An 18,277-nucleotide genomic window follows, 5' to 3' on the forward strand; every position below is an offset into this window, starting at 1 on the left:
AGCTTACGCCGGTTGGCTGCGGGCCGGTACGACGGCCGCTGAAAAGTGTCGGAACGCGGGGCTGGTCGGGGGTTGCGTGCGGGCTTCGGTTGGCCATCCGGCCAGCTTGTGCGCGCTCGGGTGACGGCGGAAAGTGAGCGCTATGGATGGCGGGCTGACGCTTGTCTCGATCTGCGCGACATTGGCATCAGCCGGTTCGATGTGGACGCGTCGGCATTCGATCCGGATGCGGTCGGGCGGGCGACCCGACCCGATCGTGCGGCGGCGTTGAAGGCGGCACACCAGGCGGTGGCTCACGATCGCTGGTTTCGCGAGCAGGTGCAGCAGGCGCTGGATGACCCGCGTGCGTCGATTCCGGACGCCGAAGTCAGCGCCGACTTCGCATCGCGCCGTGCGGCGCTGCGTGAGCGGCTTGCAGGCAAGCGCGGGGATGCTGCTTGACCCTCGCGTTGCAGTGGCATCCGAAGGCGTACGAGGATCGCGCCGCGATCATGGAATACATCGGTGAAGACGATCCGCTGGCCGCGCTCGAACTCGACGAACTGCTGGAAGAAAGGGCGGCGGCGTTACCGGCCCATGCGGAGTTGTATCGGCAAGGGCGGGTGGCCGGCACGCGCGACCTGGTGATCGCGCCGAACTATGTGCTCGTCTATCGCATCCGGCCGGCCGAGGGCATCGTGGAGATTCTTCGCGTGCTGCATGCGCGGCGGCAGTGGTCGTGACGCGATATTTGCACCGGCTGATTCACCGGGTGCGGCGGGCCAAGTCCGGAACGGAAAAGACGGCCGGGGCGGCGGGTGTTTTCGAATCGATGTCGGATGGATGACCATGCGCACGACTGGGCGTACATCAACGCGCAGGCCGTGCAAATTCCTGCCGACCTCGCCTATGAACGCAGCGATATCGCGCTGGAAATCAAGCGCGTCGGCGATGAGATCCGTATTCGGCCGGCGCGACGGCCCTTGACCCACGTGCTCGAGAAGTTCGCGAAATTCGGGCCGAATTTCATGGCCGAAGGGCATGGCAACCAGGAGCAGGCCGAACGCAAGGATGGGTGATTGTGCACCCGACGGTCATGCGAGACGCGGAGCGTCCTCCATGACCGCCGGGTCGGACATCAGCACTCGACGATATTCACCGCCAGCCCGCCGCGCGACGTTTCCTTGTACTTGGTCTTCATGTCGGCGCCCGTCTCGCGCATCGTCTTGATCACGGAGTCGAGCGACACGTAGTGCGAGCCGTCGCCGCGCAGCGCCATGCGCGCCGCGTTGACGGCCTTTACCGACGCCATCGCGTTGCGCTCGATGCACGGGATCTGCACCATCCCGCCGACCGGGTCGCAGGTCAGGCCGAGGTTGTGTTCCATCCCGATCTCGGCCGCGTTCTCGACCTGCTGCGGCGTGCCGCCGAGCACGGCCGCGAGCGCGCCGGCCGCCATCGAGCAGGCCACCCCGACTTCACCCTGGCAGCCCACTTCCGCGCCCGAAATCGATGCGTTGAGCTTGTAGAGGATGCCGATCGCGGCGGCCGTCAGCAGGAAGTCGATTACGCCCTGTTCGTTCGCGCCGGGCGTGAAGCGCGTGTAGTAGTGCAGCACGGCGGGGATGATGCCGGCCGCGCCGTTGGTCGGCGCGGTGACGACGCGGCCGCCGGCCGCGTTTTCCTCGTTGACCGCGATCGCGTACAGGTTGATCCAGTCGATCATCGACAGCGGGTCCTGGAGCGCGCGCTCCGGGCTGCCCGTCAGCGTGCGGTACAGCTGCGGCGCGCGGCGCTTGACCTGGAACGGGCCGGGCAGGTTGCCGTCGGCGTCGGGATTGCCGATCCCGCAGCCTCGCGACACGCACGACTGCATCACGGCCCAGATCTTCAGCAGCCCGTCGCGCGTTTCTTCGTCGGTGTGCCACGCGCGCTCGTTTTCCCACATCAGCTGCGCGATCGACTTGCCGGTCGACGCGGTCAGCGCGAGCAGCTCCGCGCCGGTGCGGAACGGGTGCGTCATCTGCTCGGCCGCGCTCAGCACCTTGGTGTTCGGTGCGCCGGCCGTCACGACGAAGCCGCCGCCGACCGACAGATAGGTACGCTCGACCAGCACCGCGCCGTTCGCGTCGCTCGCGCGCAGCTTCATCCCGTTCGGATGTTCGGGCAGCGCCTGGCGGTAGAACGCGATGTTCTCCTTCAGCACGAACGGCACCGGGTGCGTGCCGAGCAGCGCGAGTTGCTTCGTCTTGCGGACGTCTTCGAGCCGCGCGTCGATCGTGTCGGGATCGACGGTGTCGGGCGCGTCGCCGAGCAGGCCGAGCATCACGCCGCGGTCGGTGCCGTGGCCCTTGCCGGTGGCGCCCAGCGAGCCGTACAGCTCGACCTTCACATGGGCCGTCGCGGCGAGCAGCCCGTCACGCTCGAGGCCCTGGACGAACATCAGCGCCGCGCGCATCGGTCCGACCGTGTGCGAACTGGACGGGCCGATGCCGATCTTGAAGAGGTCAAACACGCTGACTGCCATTTCGATACCTGCCTTGCTGTAAGAATGGTGCTAGCGCGCCTGCAATGGCAGGCACGCGGCGAGCCATGCGGGCGGCGTTGGGGAAAGCTGCTGCGCGACGCGGGCATAGCGCCCGTCGAGCCGCGCGGCCAGATGAAAGAGTTCGGTGGCGTTTTTCGGGTCCCACTGCCCCGTGTAACCCGGCAAGCCGGCCTCGCGGCGCTTCGCGTCGAACGGCACCGGCGAATTCACGAATTCCTCGTGGGTTTTCTCGCCGAGCGCGTACGGCACGAGCCAGTCGAGCGCGGCCGCGAGCGTCGCGCCGTTCGCGCCGCGCTCGCGCAGCCAGTTGCGGTTGAAGCGGCGCGCGGCGAGCGCGGCCGTCACCAGCGGCTGTAGATCGTAGACCGCGTAATGCAGCGCATCGCGTTCCTCGAAATCCCAGGTCTTGCCGTCCGGGCCGATGTTGTCGGCGAGATGCTCGACGAACAGCCGCTGCGCGGCGTTCATCATCTTGCGGTCGCCGAGCGTGAACGCGGACAGCGCGATCAGCTTGATCCGGTGGCTCTGCCAGTTGTTGCGCCAGGTGCCGGTGAGCGGGCGCTTCTGTGCGTCGACCTGCGCGACGTAGCCGGCGCCGAGCTTCGCGATGAACGCGGCGGTCGCGTTGCGCGTCTTCACCGGCAGCGCGCTCGCGGTCATGTCGTACGCGACGATCAGGCTGTCGAAGCGCGTCTCGTCGATCGGGTTGAAGCTCGGCTGGTAAGTCGACACCCACGCGGACAGGAAGCGGTCGACGAGTTGCAGGTAGCGCGGCGCGTTCGTCACGCGCCACGCGAGCGCCGCATCGCGCATCAGGTCCATGTCCTTGAGCGCGGCTTCGCTCTGGTCGTAGATGCCTTCATGCGGCAGCGTGCCCTCGGTGTGCACGCGCGCCATGGCCTTCGGCTGCTCGCCGATGCGCGCGTCGACGCTGCGAATCAGCGCCTGCACGCCCGGCTCGGCGTGCGTCGTCTCGCTCGACTGCAGCGCCGGCGCCGCGCAGAAATTCATCGCGGCGAGCGCATTGCCGGACACGCCGAGGCCGGCGGCGGCCAGCGACAGCGATGCGACGAGCATCGGCACGTTGCGGTCTGCGCGCGGCCGCGGCCGCCGCGCCGTTGCACCCTGGCCCGGAAACATCGGACGCACCATGCGGAACTCCTTCATTGGCTGGATCGCGTGTGATGTTAGCCGGATTGGCGGGTAAGCGTGAAACGGTTGGTCGGGCGGCGAACGTAAAACCGCACGCAACCGGTGGCTGCGTGCGGTGGGGTCACGGTCGGACGCTCCGGCGCGAGGCGGGCGTTATGCGTAATCCGACATCGGCACGCACGAGCAGAACAGGTTGCGGTCGCCGTACGCGTTGTCCGCGCGGCCGACCGGCGGCCAGTACTTGTTCGTGCCGAGCGACGCGACCGGGTACGCGGCCTGCTCGCGCGAGTACGCGTGCGGCCATTCGTTCGCGGTGACGACGGCCGCCGTGTGCGGCGCGTGGCGCAGCGGGTTGTCCTCGCGATCGGCGCGGCCTTCCTCGACCGCGCGGATTTCTTCGCGGATCGCGATCATCGCGGCGATGAAGCGGTCGAGTTCTTCCTGCGATTCCGATTCGGTCGGCTCGACCATCAGCGTGCCCGGCACCGGGAAGCTCATCGTCGGCGCGTGGAAGCCGTAGTCCATCAGGCGCTTCGCGACGTCGTCGACGCTGATGCCGCTCGTTTCCTTGATCGGACGCAGGTCGAGAATGCACTCGTGCGCGACCAGCCCGCCCGGGCCCGAATACAGCACCGGATAGTGCGGCGCGAGGCGCTTCGCGATGTAGTTCGCGTTGAGGATCGCGGTTTCCGTCGCGGCGGTCAGGTTCTTCGCGCCCATCATCGCGATGTACATCCACGAGATCGGCAGGATCGACGCCGAGCCGTACGGCGCGGCCGACACCGCGCCGATGCCGTCTTCCGCGCGGGCGTAGCCGGTCGAGCGCTGGTTCGGCAGGAACTGCGCGAGGTGCGCGCCGACCGCGACCGGGCCGACGCCCGGGCCGCCGCCGCCGTGCGGGATGCAGAAGGTCTTGTGCAGGTTCAGGTGCGACACGTCGCCGCCGAACTGGCCGGGCGCGGTCAGGCCGACCATCGCGTTCATGTTCGCGCCGTCGACGTACACCTGGCCGCCGTGCGCGTGGACGATCTCGCAGATCTCGCGGACGTTCTGCTCGAACACGCCGTGCGTCGACGGATACGTGATCATGATCGCCGCGAGGTTCGCCGAATGCTGCTCGGCCTTCGCCTTCAGGTCGGCGATGTCGACGTTGCCCTGCGCGTCGCACGCGACGACCACGACCTTCATGCCGGCCATGTGCGCGGACGCCGGGTTCGTGCCGTGCGCGGATGCCGGGATCAGGCACACGTCGCGATGGCCTTCGCCGCGCGATGCGTGGTACGCGTGGATGATCAACAGGCCCGCGTACTCGCCCTGCGAGCCTGCGTTCGGTTGCAGCGACACGGCCGCGTAGCCGGTGGCCGCGACGAGCATCTGTTCGAGCTGGTCGATCATCTCGCGGTAGCCGACGGTCTGCTCGGCCGGTGCGAACGGATGGATGCCGCCGAACTCGGGCCACGTGACGGGCAGCATTTCCGACGTCGCGTTCAGCTTCATCGTGCACGAGCCGAGCGGGATCATCGAGCGGTCGAGCGCGAGATCCTTGTCCGACAGGCTGCGCAGGTAGCGCAGCATTTCGGTTTCGGAATGGTGGCGGTTGAACACGGGGTGCGTCAGGTACGCGCTCGTGCGCTCGAGGCCGGCCGGCAGCGCGGCGACGCCGCCGAGGCCCGCGTCCAGCGCATCGACGGCCGGCGCGGTGCCGCCCGCGGCCTGCGCGAACACGTCGAGGAGATCGGCGAGGTCGTCGCGCGTCGTCGTTTCGTCGACCGATACGCCGACTTGCGTGTCGCTCACGCGGCGCAGGTTGATGCGCTTCGCGTTCGCGAATGCGTGAATCTGCGCGGTGCGCGCGCCGGTGTCGATCGTCACCGTGTCGAAGAACGTGTCGTTGACGGTCGCGAAGCCGAGCTGCTTCACGCCGGCGGCGAACAGCGCCGCGATGCGGTTCACGCGCAGCGCGATCGTCTTCAGGCCGTGCGGGCCGTGGTAGACCGCGTACATGCTGGCCATGATCGCGAGCAGCGCCTGCGCGGTACACACGTTCGACGTCGCCTTCTCGCGGCGGATGTGCTGTTCGCGCGTCTGCAGCGCGAGGCGCAGCGCGGGCTTGCCCTGCGCGTCGACCGTCACGCCGACGAGGCGGCCCGGCATCTGGCGCTTGAATTCGTCGCGCACGGCCATGTAGGCGGCGTGCGGACCGCCGAAGCCCATCGGCACGCCGAAGCGCTGCGTGTTGCCGATCGCGACGTCCGCGCCCCATTCGCCGGGCGGCGTCAGCACGGTCAGCGCGAGCAGGTCGGCCGCGACGACCACGTGGCCGCCGGCCGCGTGGATCGCTTCGGTGAGCGCGCGGTAGTCGCGCACGTCGCCGTTCACGCCCGGGTACTGCAGCAGCACGCCGAATGCGTTCGCTTGAGCTGCTTCGGCGGCCGGGCCCGTCTTCACGTCGATGCCGATCGGCAGCGCGCGCGTGCGGATCACTTCGACGGTTTGCGGCAGCACGTCGTCGGCGACGTAGAACACGTTCGACTTCGGCTTGCCGGTGCGCTGCAGCAGCGTCATCGCTTCGGCCGCGGCGGTGGCTTCGTCGAGCAGCGATGCGTTCGAGATCGCGAGACCCGTCAGGTCGGCGACCATCTGCTGGAAGTTCAGGAGCGCCTCGAGGCGGCCCTGGGAAATTTCGGGCTGGTACGGCGTGTAGGCCGTGTACCACGCCGGGTTTTCGAGCACGTTGCGCAGGATCACGGCCGGCGTGTGCGTGTCGTGGTAGCCCTGGCCGATATACGAGCGGAACACCTGGTTCTTGTCCGCGAGCGCACGCAGCGCGGCGAGCGCTTCGGCCTCGCTCTTCGGCTGCGCGAACGGGCCGAGCGGCAGCGTTTCGGCGCGGCGGATCGAGGCCGGGATCACGGCGTCGATCAGCGCGGCGCGCGACGCGAAGCCGAGCGTGTCGAGCATGGCCTGCTGGCTGGCGGCGTCGGGGCCGATGTGGCGTTCGGCGAACGCGTCGTGCGTTTCGAGCGCGGCGAGCGAGAGGGGCGTGCGGTTCATCAGGCGGTCCGGGTGTTCGAGCTTCATGGCGTGACTCTGGTCCCGCGCGGGCCGGCTGCCCGGCCGCACGCGGTTCGGGTAAGGAAAATTAGTCGATCAGCTTGCTGTACGCGTCGGCGTCGATCAGCTTGTCGGTCGATGCGCCGTCCGCGAGCTTGATCTTGAACAGCCACACGCCGTATGCGTCGCCGTTCACTTCTTCCGGCGCATCGGTGGCGGCTTCGTTGATGGCGACGACCTCGCCGGACACCGGCGAGTAGATGTCGGATGCCGCCTTCACCGATTCGACGACGCCGACGGCGTCGCCCGCGCTCACCGACTTGCCGACTTCGGGCAGCTCGAGGAAGACGATGTCGCCGAGCGTGCTCTGCGCGTGATCGGTGATGCCGACCGTCAGCGTGCCGTCCGCCTCGGTGCGGATCCACTCGTGTTCGTCGGTGTACTTCAGATCGGCCGGGACGTTGCTCATCGGATGCTCCTGGATAAAAGGGTGTGTTCGTTTTGCTGGCGCGCCGCCATGGTGCGCCGGATGGGGTTGCGCCGGGCGCCATCTCCCGGCTGGCCGGGGGGCGGCCCGGCCGCCTCCCGGTCGTTACGCAGCGAGGACCTTGCCGTTGCGCACGAACGGCAGTTTTACCACGCGCGCGGGAAGATTCTTGTCTCGAATTTGCACCTGGACGATGTCGCCGATCTGGACGGCCGTCGGCACGCGCGCGAACGCGATCGATTCCTGCATCGACGGCGAGAACGTGCCGCTCGTGATCTCGCCTTCGCCGTGCGGCGTGACGACCTTCTGGTGCGCGCGCAGCACGCCGCCCGCCTTGCCGTTTTCCTTTTGCAGGATCAGGCCGACGAACGCGGCGCGCGTGCCGTTGGCTTCCAGGGCGGCGCGGCCGACGAAGTCGCGCGGCGCGGTGAGGTCGACCGTCCACGCGAGGCCCGCGTCGAGCGGGGAGACGGTGTCGTCCATGTCCTGGCCGTACAGGTTCATGCCGGCCTCGAGGCGCAGCGTGTCGCGCGCGCCGAGCCCGCACGGCCGCACGCCGTTTTGCTGCAGCGCATCCCACAGCGCGACGACGTGCACGGCCGGGACGATCACTTCGAAGCCGTCTTCGCCGGTGTAGCCGGTGCGCGCGACGGTGAGATCGCCGAACGGCGTGCCGGCGACCTGCGCGGCGTTGAACGGCTTGAGCTCGCTGGTGGCGGCGCGCGCGGCGGGCACTGTCGCCCAGACCTTTTCGCGGGCGTTCGGACCCTGCACGGCGACGATCGCGAAATCGCGGCGCGGCGCGATCGTCAGGCCGTAGCCGCCTTGCTCGTTCAGCTGGTTGAACCACGCGATGTCTTTCTCGGCGGTGCCGGCGTTGACGACCACGCGGAAGAATTCTTCGGTGAAGTAGTAGACGATCAGGTCGTCGATGACGCCGCCCTGCGGGTTGAGCAGGCACGAGTAGAGCGCCTTGCCGGGCGTCTTGAGCTTGCCGACGTGGTTCGCGATCGCATGCTCGAAGAATGCGCGCACGCGGCTGCCGGTGAAATCGACGACGCACATGTGCGACACGTCGAACATGCCGGCGTCGGTGCGCACGGCCGCGTGTTCTTCGATCTGCGAGCCGTAGTTGACGGGCATGTCCCAGCCGCCGAAGTCGACCATGCGGGCATTGAGCGCGCGGTGCGCGGCGTTGAGCGGGGTGTGATTCAGTGCAGTCATCGAGGCCTCAGGCAAGGCGCTTGCGCGCGGATCAGAACGGCCATGTGCCGACCGCCGCGGCCGATGGCCTCGAGCGATCCGGTACATGCCCCTCTGTCCTCGATACCTGAGAGATTGCGCTGCGGGCCAAGCCCGGCGAACGCGCGCCCCTTCGGTGGGCAGCTTGCCCGCGCAGCCAATGCGCTGCGGGCTACTGCCGCTCTCCAGAGTGCGGGGAGTGTCGTGCGCGCAGTGCGCGGACGCGGTTCCCCGACGCGGTCGGTCCTTTTGCCTGAGAGTTTGCGGGTGTGCCCCTTCGGCGGCGCAACCGGTGTCGGAACGACCCGGTCACACGCTCTCCCGACGCGTGCGGGCGACTGTACGCGAGCGGGTCGGCATTGTCAATTTGAGCAAAAGAATGTCGCTTCGCGACAAGCGGCGGCGGCCGGCGCCGCCGCTTTTCTCCGCTCCGGCGGGCGCCGGCGCGTCACTCGCCGATCGCGCGTGCGGCCGTGTCGAGTTCCTGGTTCAGCACCCGCTGCTCGTCGCCGGACAGGCCGCCGTTGTGCTGGGCCGACATGTCGTTCGCTTCCTGGCGGATCACGTCGAGGCGGTGGTGCAACTGCGCGCCGTACGGCGGCGGGTAGTAGCCGCCGTTCACGCGCGCGTCGATCCGGCGATGCAGATTGTCGATCCGGCCCTGGACCTCCTGCATGCGGTCGTTCGCGACGACCTGCGGATTCGGTCGCGGCGGCGGAGGCGCCTGCCGGACCGGCCGCTGCGGTTGCACGACACACGCCGCGAGCGAGGAAACCAGGACGCAGCATGCCGCTGCGCGAATCAACCGTTGCATCACATTCTCCTGACGGATAAGTGTCGAATCGACATTTTGAGAAACGCGTCAGACCGGACGACCGCTGACTTTCGTTCCCGCACCATTTGTAACGGAATGTTGGGAGCCGGGCCGACGGGGCGGTGTGGCGGCAGACGCAGCGCCGACGCCGACGCGTGGCGGCGTGGCGCGGTGGGCGGCCGGGGCGGCACCGGCCCGCCCGGCGGCCATCAGACGCTACGGCGCACGAACGGCACCCGGCGGCCGTCGTGTTCGCTCTGCGCGGCGAGCTCGATGATCGTCATCACGTCGACCGCGTCCTGCGCTGTGACCGGGAACGGCGCGCCGTCGCGGATCGACGCGGCGAGCGCGCGGTAGAACTCCGCGTACTGGCCGTCGAGCGTCGGCACCGGACGTTCGACTTCGAGGTCGCCGTCGAGCACGCGCAGCAGGCCGGGCGGGTTGCCGCCGCCGAATTCGACGTCGTCGGCGGTGAGGCCGGCCTTGAGCTGGTCTTCCTGCGTGTCGAGCCCGAATTTCTGATAGCTGCCGCGCGTGCCGTGCAGCGTGAAGCGCGCGGGTTCGATCGCCGACAGCGCGCTTGCATGCAGCGCGACGTCCTTGTCCGGATAGCCGAGCAGCAGGTGCACGAAATCGGGCGCCGTGCCGTTGTCGCGGCGCGTCTTGACGGTGGCGCTCACCGTTTCCGGCGTGCCGAACAGCGCGAGCGCCTGATCGATCAGGTGCGGGCCGAGGTCGAGCAGCAGGCCGCCGCCGCGGGTCGGCTCCTCGCGCCAGCGCGGGCGCGGCGTCGGCCGGAAGCGGTCGAAGTGCGACGCGAAGTAGGTGAGGCGGCCCAACTCGCCCGATTCGACGACGCGACGCACGGTGAGGAAATCGCCGTCCCAGCGGCGGTTGTGGAACGGCGCGAACAGCCGGCTGCGCGCGTTCGCGAGCCGTGCGAGCGCGAGCGCCTCGTCGGCGGTGAGCGTGACCGGCTTGTCGACGACGACGTGGCGGCCCGCTTCGAGCACCTGGCGTGCGAGCGTGAAGTGCGTGTCGTTCGGCGTGGCGATCACCACGCATTCGATATCGTCGAGGCCGAGCAGCGTGTCGAGGTCGGGGACAATGCGCGCGCCCGGATACGCGGCGTGCGCGCGATCGGACTGACCCGTCGCGATCGCGGCGACTTCAGTGCGGCCGCTCGTGGCGATCACGGGCGCGTGGAACGTCGCGCCGGCGAAACCGAAACCCATCAAACCAATCCTGAGCAATGACGACATGGCAATTCCTGGCTGCGAAGGAAACTAAAGGATGGCGCGCCGGAGCGGTGGCGCGGAGACGACCGGCTATTTTGGCATGGCGCCGCCGCCTGCATAGGCGCGTCGGGCGAAACGCGCGATGTGATGCGGCAACTGCGCAAGGAATGCCGGCATTTTGCGCGAGATCGGGTGCCGGGCAGCGCGACTGCCCGGCTTTCGGCTCGGCTCTGCTCGGTTCGCGGCTCTCGGCGTGGCGTGACATGGCGCGCGCCGCGCGGCGAGCCGTGGCGGCCAACCTGCCCGTAGCGTGCCGCGTCATGCGCCCACCCGCTGCCGCACGGCGGCCGCGACCTGCGCGGCCCATACCGCGCACGCCGATGCGCCGGGATGGAAGCCGTCGGCGGCCATCAGGTGACGTTCGAGCGGCAAATCGACCCGGAGGAACGTGCAGTCCGGCTGCGTGCCGGCCCAGCCTGCGAGCACCGCGTTGAGCCGCCTCGCGCGCAGGCCGAGATACCACGCGAGCGGTTGCGGCAGCGCCGGGAAGCGCTCCATCGGCGGCACCGCCGACAGGATCGCGTGCCCGACCTGGAAGCGCGTGGCGAGCAGCCGGACCAGCTCGGCCTGCTGCGCGAGCCAGCGTGCGGGCGGCACGCCGCCCGTCACGTCGTTGACGCCCAGCGACGTGACGGCCACGTCGAACGGCTCGGCCGGCTCGGCGGCGAGCCAGTCGACCAGCTCCCGCGTGGTCAGGCCGGTGCGCGCGAGCAGTTTCCAGCGCACGCGGTGCGTGGCCGCCAGCGCGTTCGCCAGTTGCCCTGCGAGCGCATCGTGCTGCGTCGCGACGCCGACGCCCGCGGCTGCCGAATCGCCGACCACCAGCACGCGCAGCGGCGGGCCGTCGCCGGCCACGCCGTCGCGCGGGCCGGCCGCCTCGGGCAGCCGCGGCGTGACGCGGCGCACGTAGCGCCCCTGCACGAACAGCAGCGGGCCGAGGGCGGCGGTGGCGAACGGGTATCCCATGAGTCGATCCGGTGACGGTTCAGGCAAATTGAAGCGGGCCGGCGCGGACGGCGCCGGGGAGTACATATTGTGTCCGATCCCGGCGCGGACGGGGCCAGATTGGCCGAGCGGACAGGCACGACCCCGCCGGACGGACAGGGGGCGCCCGCCCGGCAAGCCTGCCCGCGCCCGTCCGGCCGCGCGCCCGAAATACGTGCCGCCGACGTGTTAACATGCGCGTCCTGCCTGCGTGTCCGCCTGCTTCCCCAGCCTGTCGCGCACGGCATCCTCCCGGCCCTCCGCCGTCAACCAGCAACACCATCCGCCATCATGTCCGCAGGCCTGAATCCCGCTCAGAATGAAGCGGTGCGCTATCTCGACGGTCCCTGTCTCGTGCTCGCCGGCGCGGGCAGCGGCAAGACTCGCGTGATCACGCAGAAGATCGCGCACCTGATCGAAGCGAAAGGCTTCGAGCCGCGCCATATCGCCGCCGTCACGTTCACGAACAAGGCGGCCGCCGAAATGCGCGAGCGCGTGTCGAAGCTGCTGGAAGGCAAGACGCTCACCACGCCCGGCAAGGAAGGCCGCAAGGTGCCCGTCAACCAGCTCACCGTCTGCACGTTCCACTCGCTGGGCGTGCAGATCCTGCGCCAGGAGGCCGAGCACGTCGGGCTGAAGCCGCAGTTCTCGATCATGGATTCGGACGACTGCTTCGGGATGATCCAGGAGCAGCTCGGCACGACCGACAAGGGGCTGATCCGCAAGATCCAGAGCATCATCTCGCTGTGGAAGAACGGCCTGATCATGCCCGACGAGGCGATGGCGATCGCGGCCAACGAGGACGAGCACCAGGCCGCGCTGGTCTACCGCAACTACGTGGCGACGCTGCACGCGTACCAGGCGGTCGACTTCGACGACCTGATCCGCCTGCCGGCCGAGCTGTTCGCGAAGAACGAGTCGGTGCGCGACCGCTGGCAGAACAAGCTGCGCTATCTGCTGATCGACGAGTACCAGGACACCAATGCGTGCCAGTACGAGCTGCTGAAGCAGCTCGCGGGCCCGCGCGCCGCGTTCACGGCGGTCGGCGACGACGACCAGGCGATCTACGGCTGGCGCGGCGCGACGCTCGAGAACCTCGCGCAGCTCGGCAAGGATTTCCCGAAGCTGCACGTGATCAAGCTCGAGCAGAACTACCGGTCGACGGTGCGGATCCTGACCGCCGCGAACAACGTGATCGCGAACAACCCGAAGCTGTTCGAGAAGAAGCTGTGGTCCGAGCACGGGATGGGCGACTCGATCACCGTCACGGCGTGCAACGACGAGGAGCATGAGGCCGAATCGGTCGTGTTCCGGCTGTCCGCGCACAAGTTCGAGCGGCGCGCGCAGTTCCGCGACTACGCGATCCTGTATCGCGGCAACTTCCAGGCACGCATCTTCGAACAGGTGCTGCGGCGCGAGCGGATCCCGTACGTGCTGTCGGGCGGCCAGTCGTTCTTCGACAAGGCCGAGATCAAGGATCTGTGCGCGTACCTGCGGCTGATCGCGAACGCCGACGACGATCCCGCGTTCATCCGCGCCGTCACCACGCCGCGCCGCGGCATCGGCAACACGACGCTCGAGGCGCTCGGCTCGTTCGCGGGGCAGGCGAAGGTGTCGCTGTTCGAGGCCGTGTACATGGGCGGGATCGAGGCGCGGCTGTCGGCGCGCCAGGTCGAGCCGCTGCGGATGTTCTGCGACTTCATCCAGCGCCTGACCGAGCGCGCGGACAAAGAGCCCGCGACCGTCGTGCTCGACGACATGATGGAGGCGATCCACTACGAGGCGTACCTGTACGACGCGTTCGACGAGCGGCAGGCGCAGTCGAAGTGGCAGAACGTGCTCGAATTCCTCGAATGGCTGAAGCGCAAGGGCACCAAGCCCGAGACGGAGGCCGTCGACGGCGAGGCCGAAGGTTTCCACAACGCGGACGGCCTCGCCGATACGGGCAAGAACCTGCTCGGCCTGATCCAGACCGTCGCGCTGATGTCGATGCTCGAAGGCAAGGATGAAGACCCGGACGCCGTGCGGCTGTCGACCGTCCATGCGTCGAAGGGGCTCGAGTATCCGCACGTGTTCCTGGTCGGCGTCGAGGAAGGCATCATGCCGCACCGAGGCGGCAGCGACGACGACGGCCCGATCGACAACGAACGGATCGAGGAGGAGCGCCGGCTGATGTACGTCGCGATCACCCGCGCGCAGCGCAGCCTGCACCTGAACTGGTGCAAGAAGCGCAAGCGGGCGCGCGAGACGGTCGTGTGCGAACCGTCGCGCTTCATCCCGGAGATGGGGCTCGACGAAGCGCCGCCGCCGACGCCGGAAGAAGCGCCGATGTCGCCGAAGGACCGGCTTGCGAGCCTGAAGGCGTTGCTGCAGAAGTGATGGGTGCGGCGCTGCCTTAGTCACGGCGCGATGAACCGGCGACACCAAAACGAAACCCCCGCGATGCAAAGGCGTCGCGGGGGTTTTTTACGGATGGCCGTACGGGCGCGTTACTTCGCCGCGTTGACCATGTAGTCGACGGCCGCCTTCACGTCGGCATCCGACGCGTTCGACCCACCCTTCGGCGGCATCGCGCCCTTGCCGTGCAGCGCGTAGTTGTAGACCGTATCCATCGATTCCTTCAGGCGCGGCGCCCAGTCTGCCTTGTTGCCGAACTTCGGTGCGCCGAGCACGCCGGCTGCATGGCAGGCCTGGCAGGTCGACGCGTACAGCGCCTTGCCGGCCATTGCTGCATCGGCGCCCGCCGGGGCGGCCGCGGGCTTTTCGCCGGCCTTCGGGATCGCGGCGATCGCGGCCATGGCCGCGGCGGCCTGCGCGTTCGATGCGTCGGCGCCCGACGCGGGGGCGCCGCTGGCGGGCTGCGCGGCGTTGGCGGCCGGCGCGGCCGGTTCGGGGAAGTTCGCGCCGTCGTTGTTGGCCATGTAGACGATCGCGCGGGCGATTTCATAGTCGCTGACGTCGTCGGGGCTCGTGCCGCCGCGCGCCGGCATCGCACCCTTGCCCGCGAGGGCCGTCTTCAGCAGCGTGTCGAAGCCTTGCGAGATGCGCGGCGCCCAGTCGTCCTTGTTGCCGAATTTCGGCGCGCCGGCGGCGCCGGTGCCGTGGCAGGTCACGCAGACGGCCTTGTAGACTTCCTCGCCGGTCTTGTACGTGCGGGGCGCGTTGGCGTCCTTCACGTCGACCTTCGCGATCGGCGCGATACGGGCGGCGACCTGCTGGTCGGATAGCGCGTCGGTGCCGGCGCCGGAACGGAATGCATGGTTCGCGTAATTGGCGAACAGGACGATCAGGACGATCGGAATCGCGAACGACGCGATGATGACGGCAATCAGCTGCCCGGGGGTTTTGACGGGAGATTCGTGGGGTGCTTCGCTCATGCTTGCCTCGTCTCCATGAATAGGAATTGTGAGCGCGGTGCAACGGCAAAATGGCAGTCCAATGAAGCACGGACGATTATAGACGGAACGTTTACATCACGGCGAGCGGCGCGATGGCGCGTGTTTACCCGCACGCAGGGCCGTCCGGCGGCGATTCGGCGGGCGAGGTGGACGCGTCTTGGGAAACCGGGTATCCTTGCCGTCTTGCCAATCGTGGGCGGCCTGTATATGGGGTCGCTTCACTGTCTCACGCGCCCGTAGCTCAATGGATAGAGTACTGCCCTCCGAAGGCAGGGGTTGCTGGTTCGATCCCAGCCGGGCGCGCCAAGTCTAGTCAGGCTCTCAGCGGTTTCCTTCCTTCGTCGTGCAGTACCGTTGCAGCTAGATTGCAGCCGGAATCGGCGCGGGCTCGGCCGTGAGCGGCGCGACGCTGTGCGCCAGATGATCGGCTGACAGGTGGGCGTACCGCTGCACCATTTCCATCGTCTCCCATCCGCCCGGTCCCTTCAGCACTTGCAGCGGCGTGCCGCGTCGCACGTGCCAGCTTGCCCAGGTGCCGCGCAGGTTGTGCCGGCGGAAGTCACTGATACGTGCACGCTTCGACGTCTTTCGCCAGGTTTCGGTCGCGTCTGCGCCGCGATCGCGTCGAGCGAACGCGCGAGCGTGCCCTTCGTGCCGGCGCGGCCGATTGCGGCCTGCACGTCGGTGATGAGGAACGGACGGTTCTCGCCGGCCGACCGACTGCGGCGAGCGTGCGTCCTGCGGCGGGCAGCAGACGGGCATTTGCTGAAGAACAACAGGCAAGTCACCGGTCGCAACATGTAGTCCAAACTCGTCGGCATCGAATATTCAATCGATCTCGATTTTCGTCCCTGTGTAATCAAGTGTAATTGAGCTCGAGAGGCCATTTGTCTATTTTATATCCAGGTGAGAACCGATAAGGGTAGCTTGCCGATACCTCTGGATCGCGGGGCGCTCTGGCCTTGCAATTCAAGGGGATTTTAAGAAGGACGAGGCCGATTATTTTCTCAATTATCTTAAGGAAAATATCATGAGTGACGTGATCATTGAATTCGCCGCGGATCGGAGCCGCTGCATCGGCGTTGTGCCCGATTCTGGCCAGGGCGGCTTTGTAGGTCCCAACTCGCCGTTGGCACTACGCTATCTGACCGAACAGGATGTACTAAACGTGTGGCATTTTCGTGCCAGCCCAGGGTTCTTCATTCTCGATTTCACCAGTCCTGATTCTCCAGCGGAGCAATTGGCGATCGATTTTAAGGACGGAAAGGTTGCTGCCGAGACACCGCTCGTCGTGCGTAAATTTACCGGTGCGGTATCTCAGCGGTGGAGCCTGACTATGCGCCCGGGATATATCACGTCGGTGGCAAATCCGAATCTCGTGATCGACGACCACTTCGACAGTTTGCAAGGCAACAACGTCATTTGGGCGTTTGCCTATAACGGGACTCAGGCGCAGCACTGGAGAGTCACCAAGGTGCTGGATGCGTTAGCCGCCAAAGCGCCCCAATACGCGTAATTGATTTTTCGGGCCGCGGTCGTCGCCGTTCCGGCCGACATTGCCATCGCATCACATCGAAGGGGCTCTTGGGCCCCTTCGATGTGAGTGAATCCAGGCGTCGAATTCCCCGATCCGTTTTCCTGAAGTCGTCCAGGCATAGCGTCACCGCACGGTATCGCGCCGTCATTTCCCCCGCTATTCCCCCGCCTTTCCATTGTGCGAGAATCGCCCGCAACGACAACTCCAAGCGTCGATCGCGGCGGCCGTCCGCGCATCGCGCCGACTCCGATGGCTGCCATTCCGTCCACCCCGACCGCAGTCGCTGCCTGCGCGCTGACCGATGCGCAGCAGGCGCTGCTCGCGCGTCTGAACACCTATTCTCCCGACGATCCGCACGCGCCGCTGCCATACAGCCGCCGCCTTGCCGAAGCCGAAGGCTGGTCGCATGCGCACGCGCTGGCCGTGATCGAGGAGTACAAGCGTTTCGCGTTTCTCGCGCAGGCGGCCGGGCACCCGGTCACGCCGTCGGTCGCGGTCGATGCCGCGTGGCATTTCCACCTGCAGTACACGCTCGAATACTGGGACGTCTTCTGCGCCGGCGTGCTGCGTGCGCGACTGCATCACATGCCCGCCACGGGCGCGCCGGACGAGGGCGCGGTGTACGCGCAGCGCTATCGCGACACGCTCGACAGCTACCGCCGGCTGTTCGGCTATGAGCCGCCGGAATCGATCTGGCCGCGCCCCGTTGACCGGCCGGCCGAAGCGGTGCCGCCGCAGGCAGACGAGCCGGCCCTCGCGCCGACGCAGAGCACGTGGCGCAACCGGCTGCCGAAACTCGCGTGGCCGGCGGCCGCCGCGAGCGTCGCCGCGACCTGCGCATCGGCGCAAGACTTCGACGTGCTGAACTACACGGGGCCGCAGTTTCTCGCGTTCTACATCCCGGCCTGCGTGGCCGCGCTGCTGTTGATCGGGCTTGCGCAACAGATCGAATACCGGTGCCGGCGCAGGCGCGCATTCTCGTCGGACCTGACGGTCGAGCAGGCAGCGTACCTCGCCGGCGACGAGTCGCGGGTCGTGCAGGTCGCGACGCTGTCGCTCGTTCACGCCGGCGCGATCGAGCTGGCGATGGCCGGGCGACTGGGCGGGCGCGTGCGGCTCGTCGATGCGACACGGGCGGGCGAATACGGGGACGAATGTGAATGGCTGGCCGGGCAGCCTGAGGGGGAGGCCAGCTTCGGCGCGTTCCGTCAGTTGCTGGCGCGTCGCGCTGCCGAGCAGGCGAAATCGTTGCGCGCGCGTGGCTGTTTCTGGGCGCCGGGCGACATGCGGACGGCGCGCATGGCCCGCGCGATCGCGCTGGGGGTGCTCGGCACGGGCGCGGCGAAACTGGTGGTCGGGCTGAGTCGCGGACGGCCGGTCTTGTTACTCGTGATCTGCATGGCGGCGTTCGCGATTGCATACCGCATCGTCGTGGGGCGGCTGACCGGGTTCGGGCGGCCCGGCCTGACGGTCGGCGGGCAGGCGTCGCTCGTCGCCCGACGGATTGTGCGCAGCGACGAACACGACCGGCCGGACGCGTTGCTGTGGACCGCCGCGCTGTTCGGCGCGGGCGCGCTGACCGGCACCGCATGGGCCGCGTATTCGATGGTGCTGATGGAGCCGCCGCCGTTGACGCCGACCGCCGCGCGGGCGGGCGGATCGACCGATTCGTCCTACAGTTCGAGTGACTCGTCGTCGAGCTGCAGTTCGTCGAGCTCATGCAGCTCAAGCAGTTGCGGCGGCTGTTCAAGCAGCTGAGCACAGGGCGCGCTGCCGGAACAGCG

The 18,277-nt window shown here is 68.0% G+C and carries 14 protein-coding genes, 1 tRNA gene, 2 pseudogenes and 2 riboswitches; of the genes and pseudogenes, 7 read left to right on the forward strand and 10 right to left on the reverse strand.

Features of this window, described 5'->3' with window-relative positions:
* Nucleotides 1-171 precede the first annotated feature (171 nt).
* The 3 genes and pseudogenes from JYG37_RS02960 to JYG37_RS02970 form a co-directional block, all read left to right on the forward strand.
* Nucleotides 172-441, forward strand: a pseudogene (locus JYG37_RS02960) (antitoxin PaaA2 family protein); the annotation flags it as partial.
* Entirely contained in the window at nt 438-722 is a 285-nt protein-coding gene (locus tag JYG37_RS02965; RefSeq protein WP_176016526.1) for a type II toxin-antitoxin system RelE/ParE family toxin, read from the forward strand. The pseudogene JYG37_RS02960 and the gene JYG37_RS02965, both read left to right, overlap by 4 nt.
* A gap of 96 nt (nt 723-818) precedes the next feature.
* Nucleotides 819-1,058 (forward strand): antitoxin, encoded by a 240-nt coding sequence (locus tag JYG37_RS02970; protein ID WP_050015894.1) that lies wholly within the window; start codon nt 819-821, stop codon nt 1,056-1,058.
* Between the two features lie 59 nt (nt 1,059-1,117).
* On the opposite strand, the gene JYG37_RS02975 is transcribed toward JYG37_RS02970, so the two are convergent.
* From JYG37_RS02975 to JYG37_RS03010, 8 genes are all read right to left on the reverse strand, one after another.
* Nucleotides 1,118-2,506: an L-serine ammonia-lyase gene (locus JYG37_RS02975; RefSeq protein ID WP_050015896.1), complete on the reverse strand. Its 1,389-nt coding sequence runs from the start codon at nt 2,504-2,506 to the stop codon at nt 1,118-1,120.
* A gap of 30 nt (nt 2,507-2,536) precedes the next feature.
* Nucleotides 2,537-3,679, reverse strand: coding sequence for an alginate lyase family protein (locus tag JYG37_RS02980; protein ID WP_124631509.1), 1,143 nt, complete (start codon nt 3,677-3,679; stop codon nt 2,537-2,539).
* 153 nt (nt 3,680-3,832) lie between these two features.
* Nucleotides 3,833-6,760: an aminomethyl-transferring glycine dehydrogenase gene (gene gcvP, locus JYG37_RS02985; RefSeq protein ID WP_050015900.1), complete on the reverse strand. Its 2,928-nt coding sequence runs from the start codon at nt 6,758-6,760 to the stop codon at nt 3,833-3,835.
* A 61-nt stretch (nt 6,761-6,821) separates the two neighbouring features.
* The gene (gene gcvH / locus JYG37_RS02990) at nt 6,822-7,202 is read right to left on the reverse strand and encodes a glycine cleavage system protein GcvH (RefSeq protein ID WP_089488033.1); all 381 of its coding nucleotides are present in this window, start codon (nt 7,200-7,202) and stop codon (nt 6,822-6,824) included.
* A 123-nt stretch (nt 7,203-7,325) separates the two neighbouring features.
* The gene (gcvT, locus tag JYG37_RS02995; RefSeq protein ID WP_050015904.1) at nt 7,326-8,444 is read right to left on the reverse strand and encodes a glycine cleavage system aminomethyltransferase GcvT; all 1,119 of its coding nucleotides are present in this window, start codon (nt 8,442-8,444) and stop codon (nt 7,326-7,328) included.
* Nucleotides 8,445-8,527: 83 nt separating this feature from the next.
* Nucleotides 8,528-8,661: riboswitch (glycine riboswitch) on the reverse strand.
* A gap of 32 nt (nt 8,662-8,693) precedes the next feature.
* A riboswitch (glycine riboswitch) is annotated at nt 8,694-8,796 on the reverse strand.
* 114 nt (nt 8,797-8,910) lie between these two features.
* Entirely contained in the window at nt 8,911-9,276 is a 366-nt protein-coding gene (locus JYG37_RS03000) for a hypothetical protein (RefSeq protein WP_050015906.1), read from the reverse strand.
* A gap of 209 nt (nt 9,277-9,485) precedes the next feature.
* Nucleotides 9,486-10,538 carry an oxidoreductase gene (locus JYG37_RS03005; RefSeq protein WP_124555781.1) on the reverse strand — a complete coding sequence of 351 codons (1,053 nt, stop codon included), beginning with the start codon at nt 10,536-10,538 and terminating at the stop codon, nt 9,486-9,488.
* A gap of 294 nt (nt 10,539-10,832) precedes the next feature.
* Entirely contained in the window at nt 10,833-11,540 is a 708-nt protein-coding gene (locus tag JYG37_RS03010) for an SGNH/GDSL hydrolase family protein (RefSeq protein WP_050015910.1), read from the reverse strand.
* A 309-nt stretch (nt 11,541-11,849) separates the two neighbouring features.
* Between JYG37_RS03010 and JYG37_RS03015 the strand changes: the two genes are divergently transcribed.
* Nucleotides 11,850-13,937: a UvrD-helicase domain-containing protein gene (locus JYG37_RS03015; RefSeq protein ID WP_124631511.1), complete on the forward strand. Its 2,088-nt coding sequence runs from the start codon at nt 11,850-11,852 to the stop codon at nt 13,935-13,937.
* A gap of 110 nt (nt 13,938-14,047) precedes the next feature.
* Here JYG37_RS03015 and JYG37_RS03020 read toward each other — a convergent pair whose 3' ends face one another.
* Nucleotides 14,048-14,935, reverse strand: coding sequence for a c-type cytochrome (locus JYG37_RS03020; protein ID WP_089488035.1), 888 nt, complete (start codon nt 14,933-14,935; stop codon nt 14,048-14,050).
* Nucleotides 14,936-15,186: 251 nt separating this feature from the next.
* Here JYG37_RS03020 and JYG37_RS03025 point away from each other — a divergent pair.
* Nucleotides 15,187-15,262 (forward strand) — tRNA-Arg (locus JYG37_RS03025).
* A gap of 54 nt (nt 15,263-15,316) precedes the next feature.
* On the opposite strand, the pseudogene JYG37_RS03030 reads toward JYG37_RS03025, so the two are convergent.
* Nucleotides 15,317-15,544 (reverse strand): annotated as a pseudogene (locus tag JYG37_RS03030) (tyrosine-type recombinase/integrase); the annotation flags it as partial.
* Between the two features lie 442 nt (nt 15,545-15,986).
* Between JYG37_RS03030 and JYG37_RS03035 the strand changes: the two are divergent.
* Both JYG37_RS03035 and JYG37_RS03040 read left to right on the forward strand, forming a co-directional pair.
* Entirely contained in the window at nt 15,987-16,472 is a 486-nt protein-coding gene (locus JYG37_RS03035; RefSeq protein WP_050015937.1) for a ricin-type beta-trefoil lectin domain protein, read from the forward strand.
* 270 nt (nt 16,473-16,742) lie between these two features.
* Nucleotides 16,743-18,251: a TIGR04222 domain-containing membrane protein gene (locus JYG37_RS03040; protein WP_213345877.1), complete on the forward strand. Its 1,509-nt coding sequence runs from the start codon at nt 16,743-16,745 to the stop codon at nt 18,249-18,251.
* Nucleotides 18,252-18,277: the final 26 nt, after the last annotated feature.

The sequence above is a fragment of the Burkholderia sp. LAS2 genome (genome assembly GCF_018417615.1).
Taxonomy (GTDB): domain Bacteria; phylum Pseudomonadota; class Gammaproteobacteria; order Burkholderiales; family Burkholderiaceae; genus Burkholderia; species Burkholderia sola.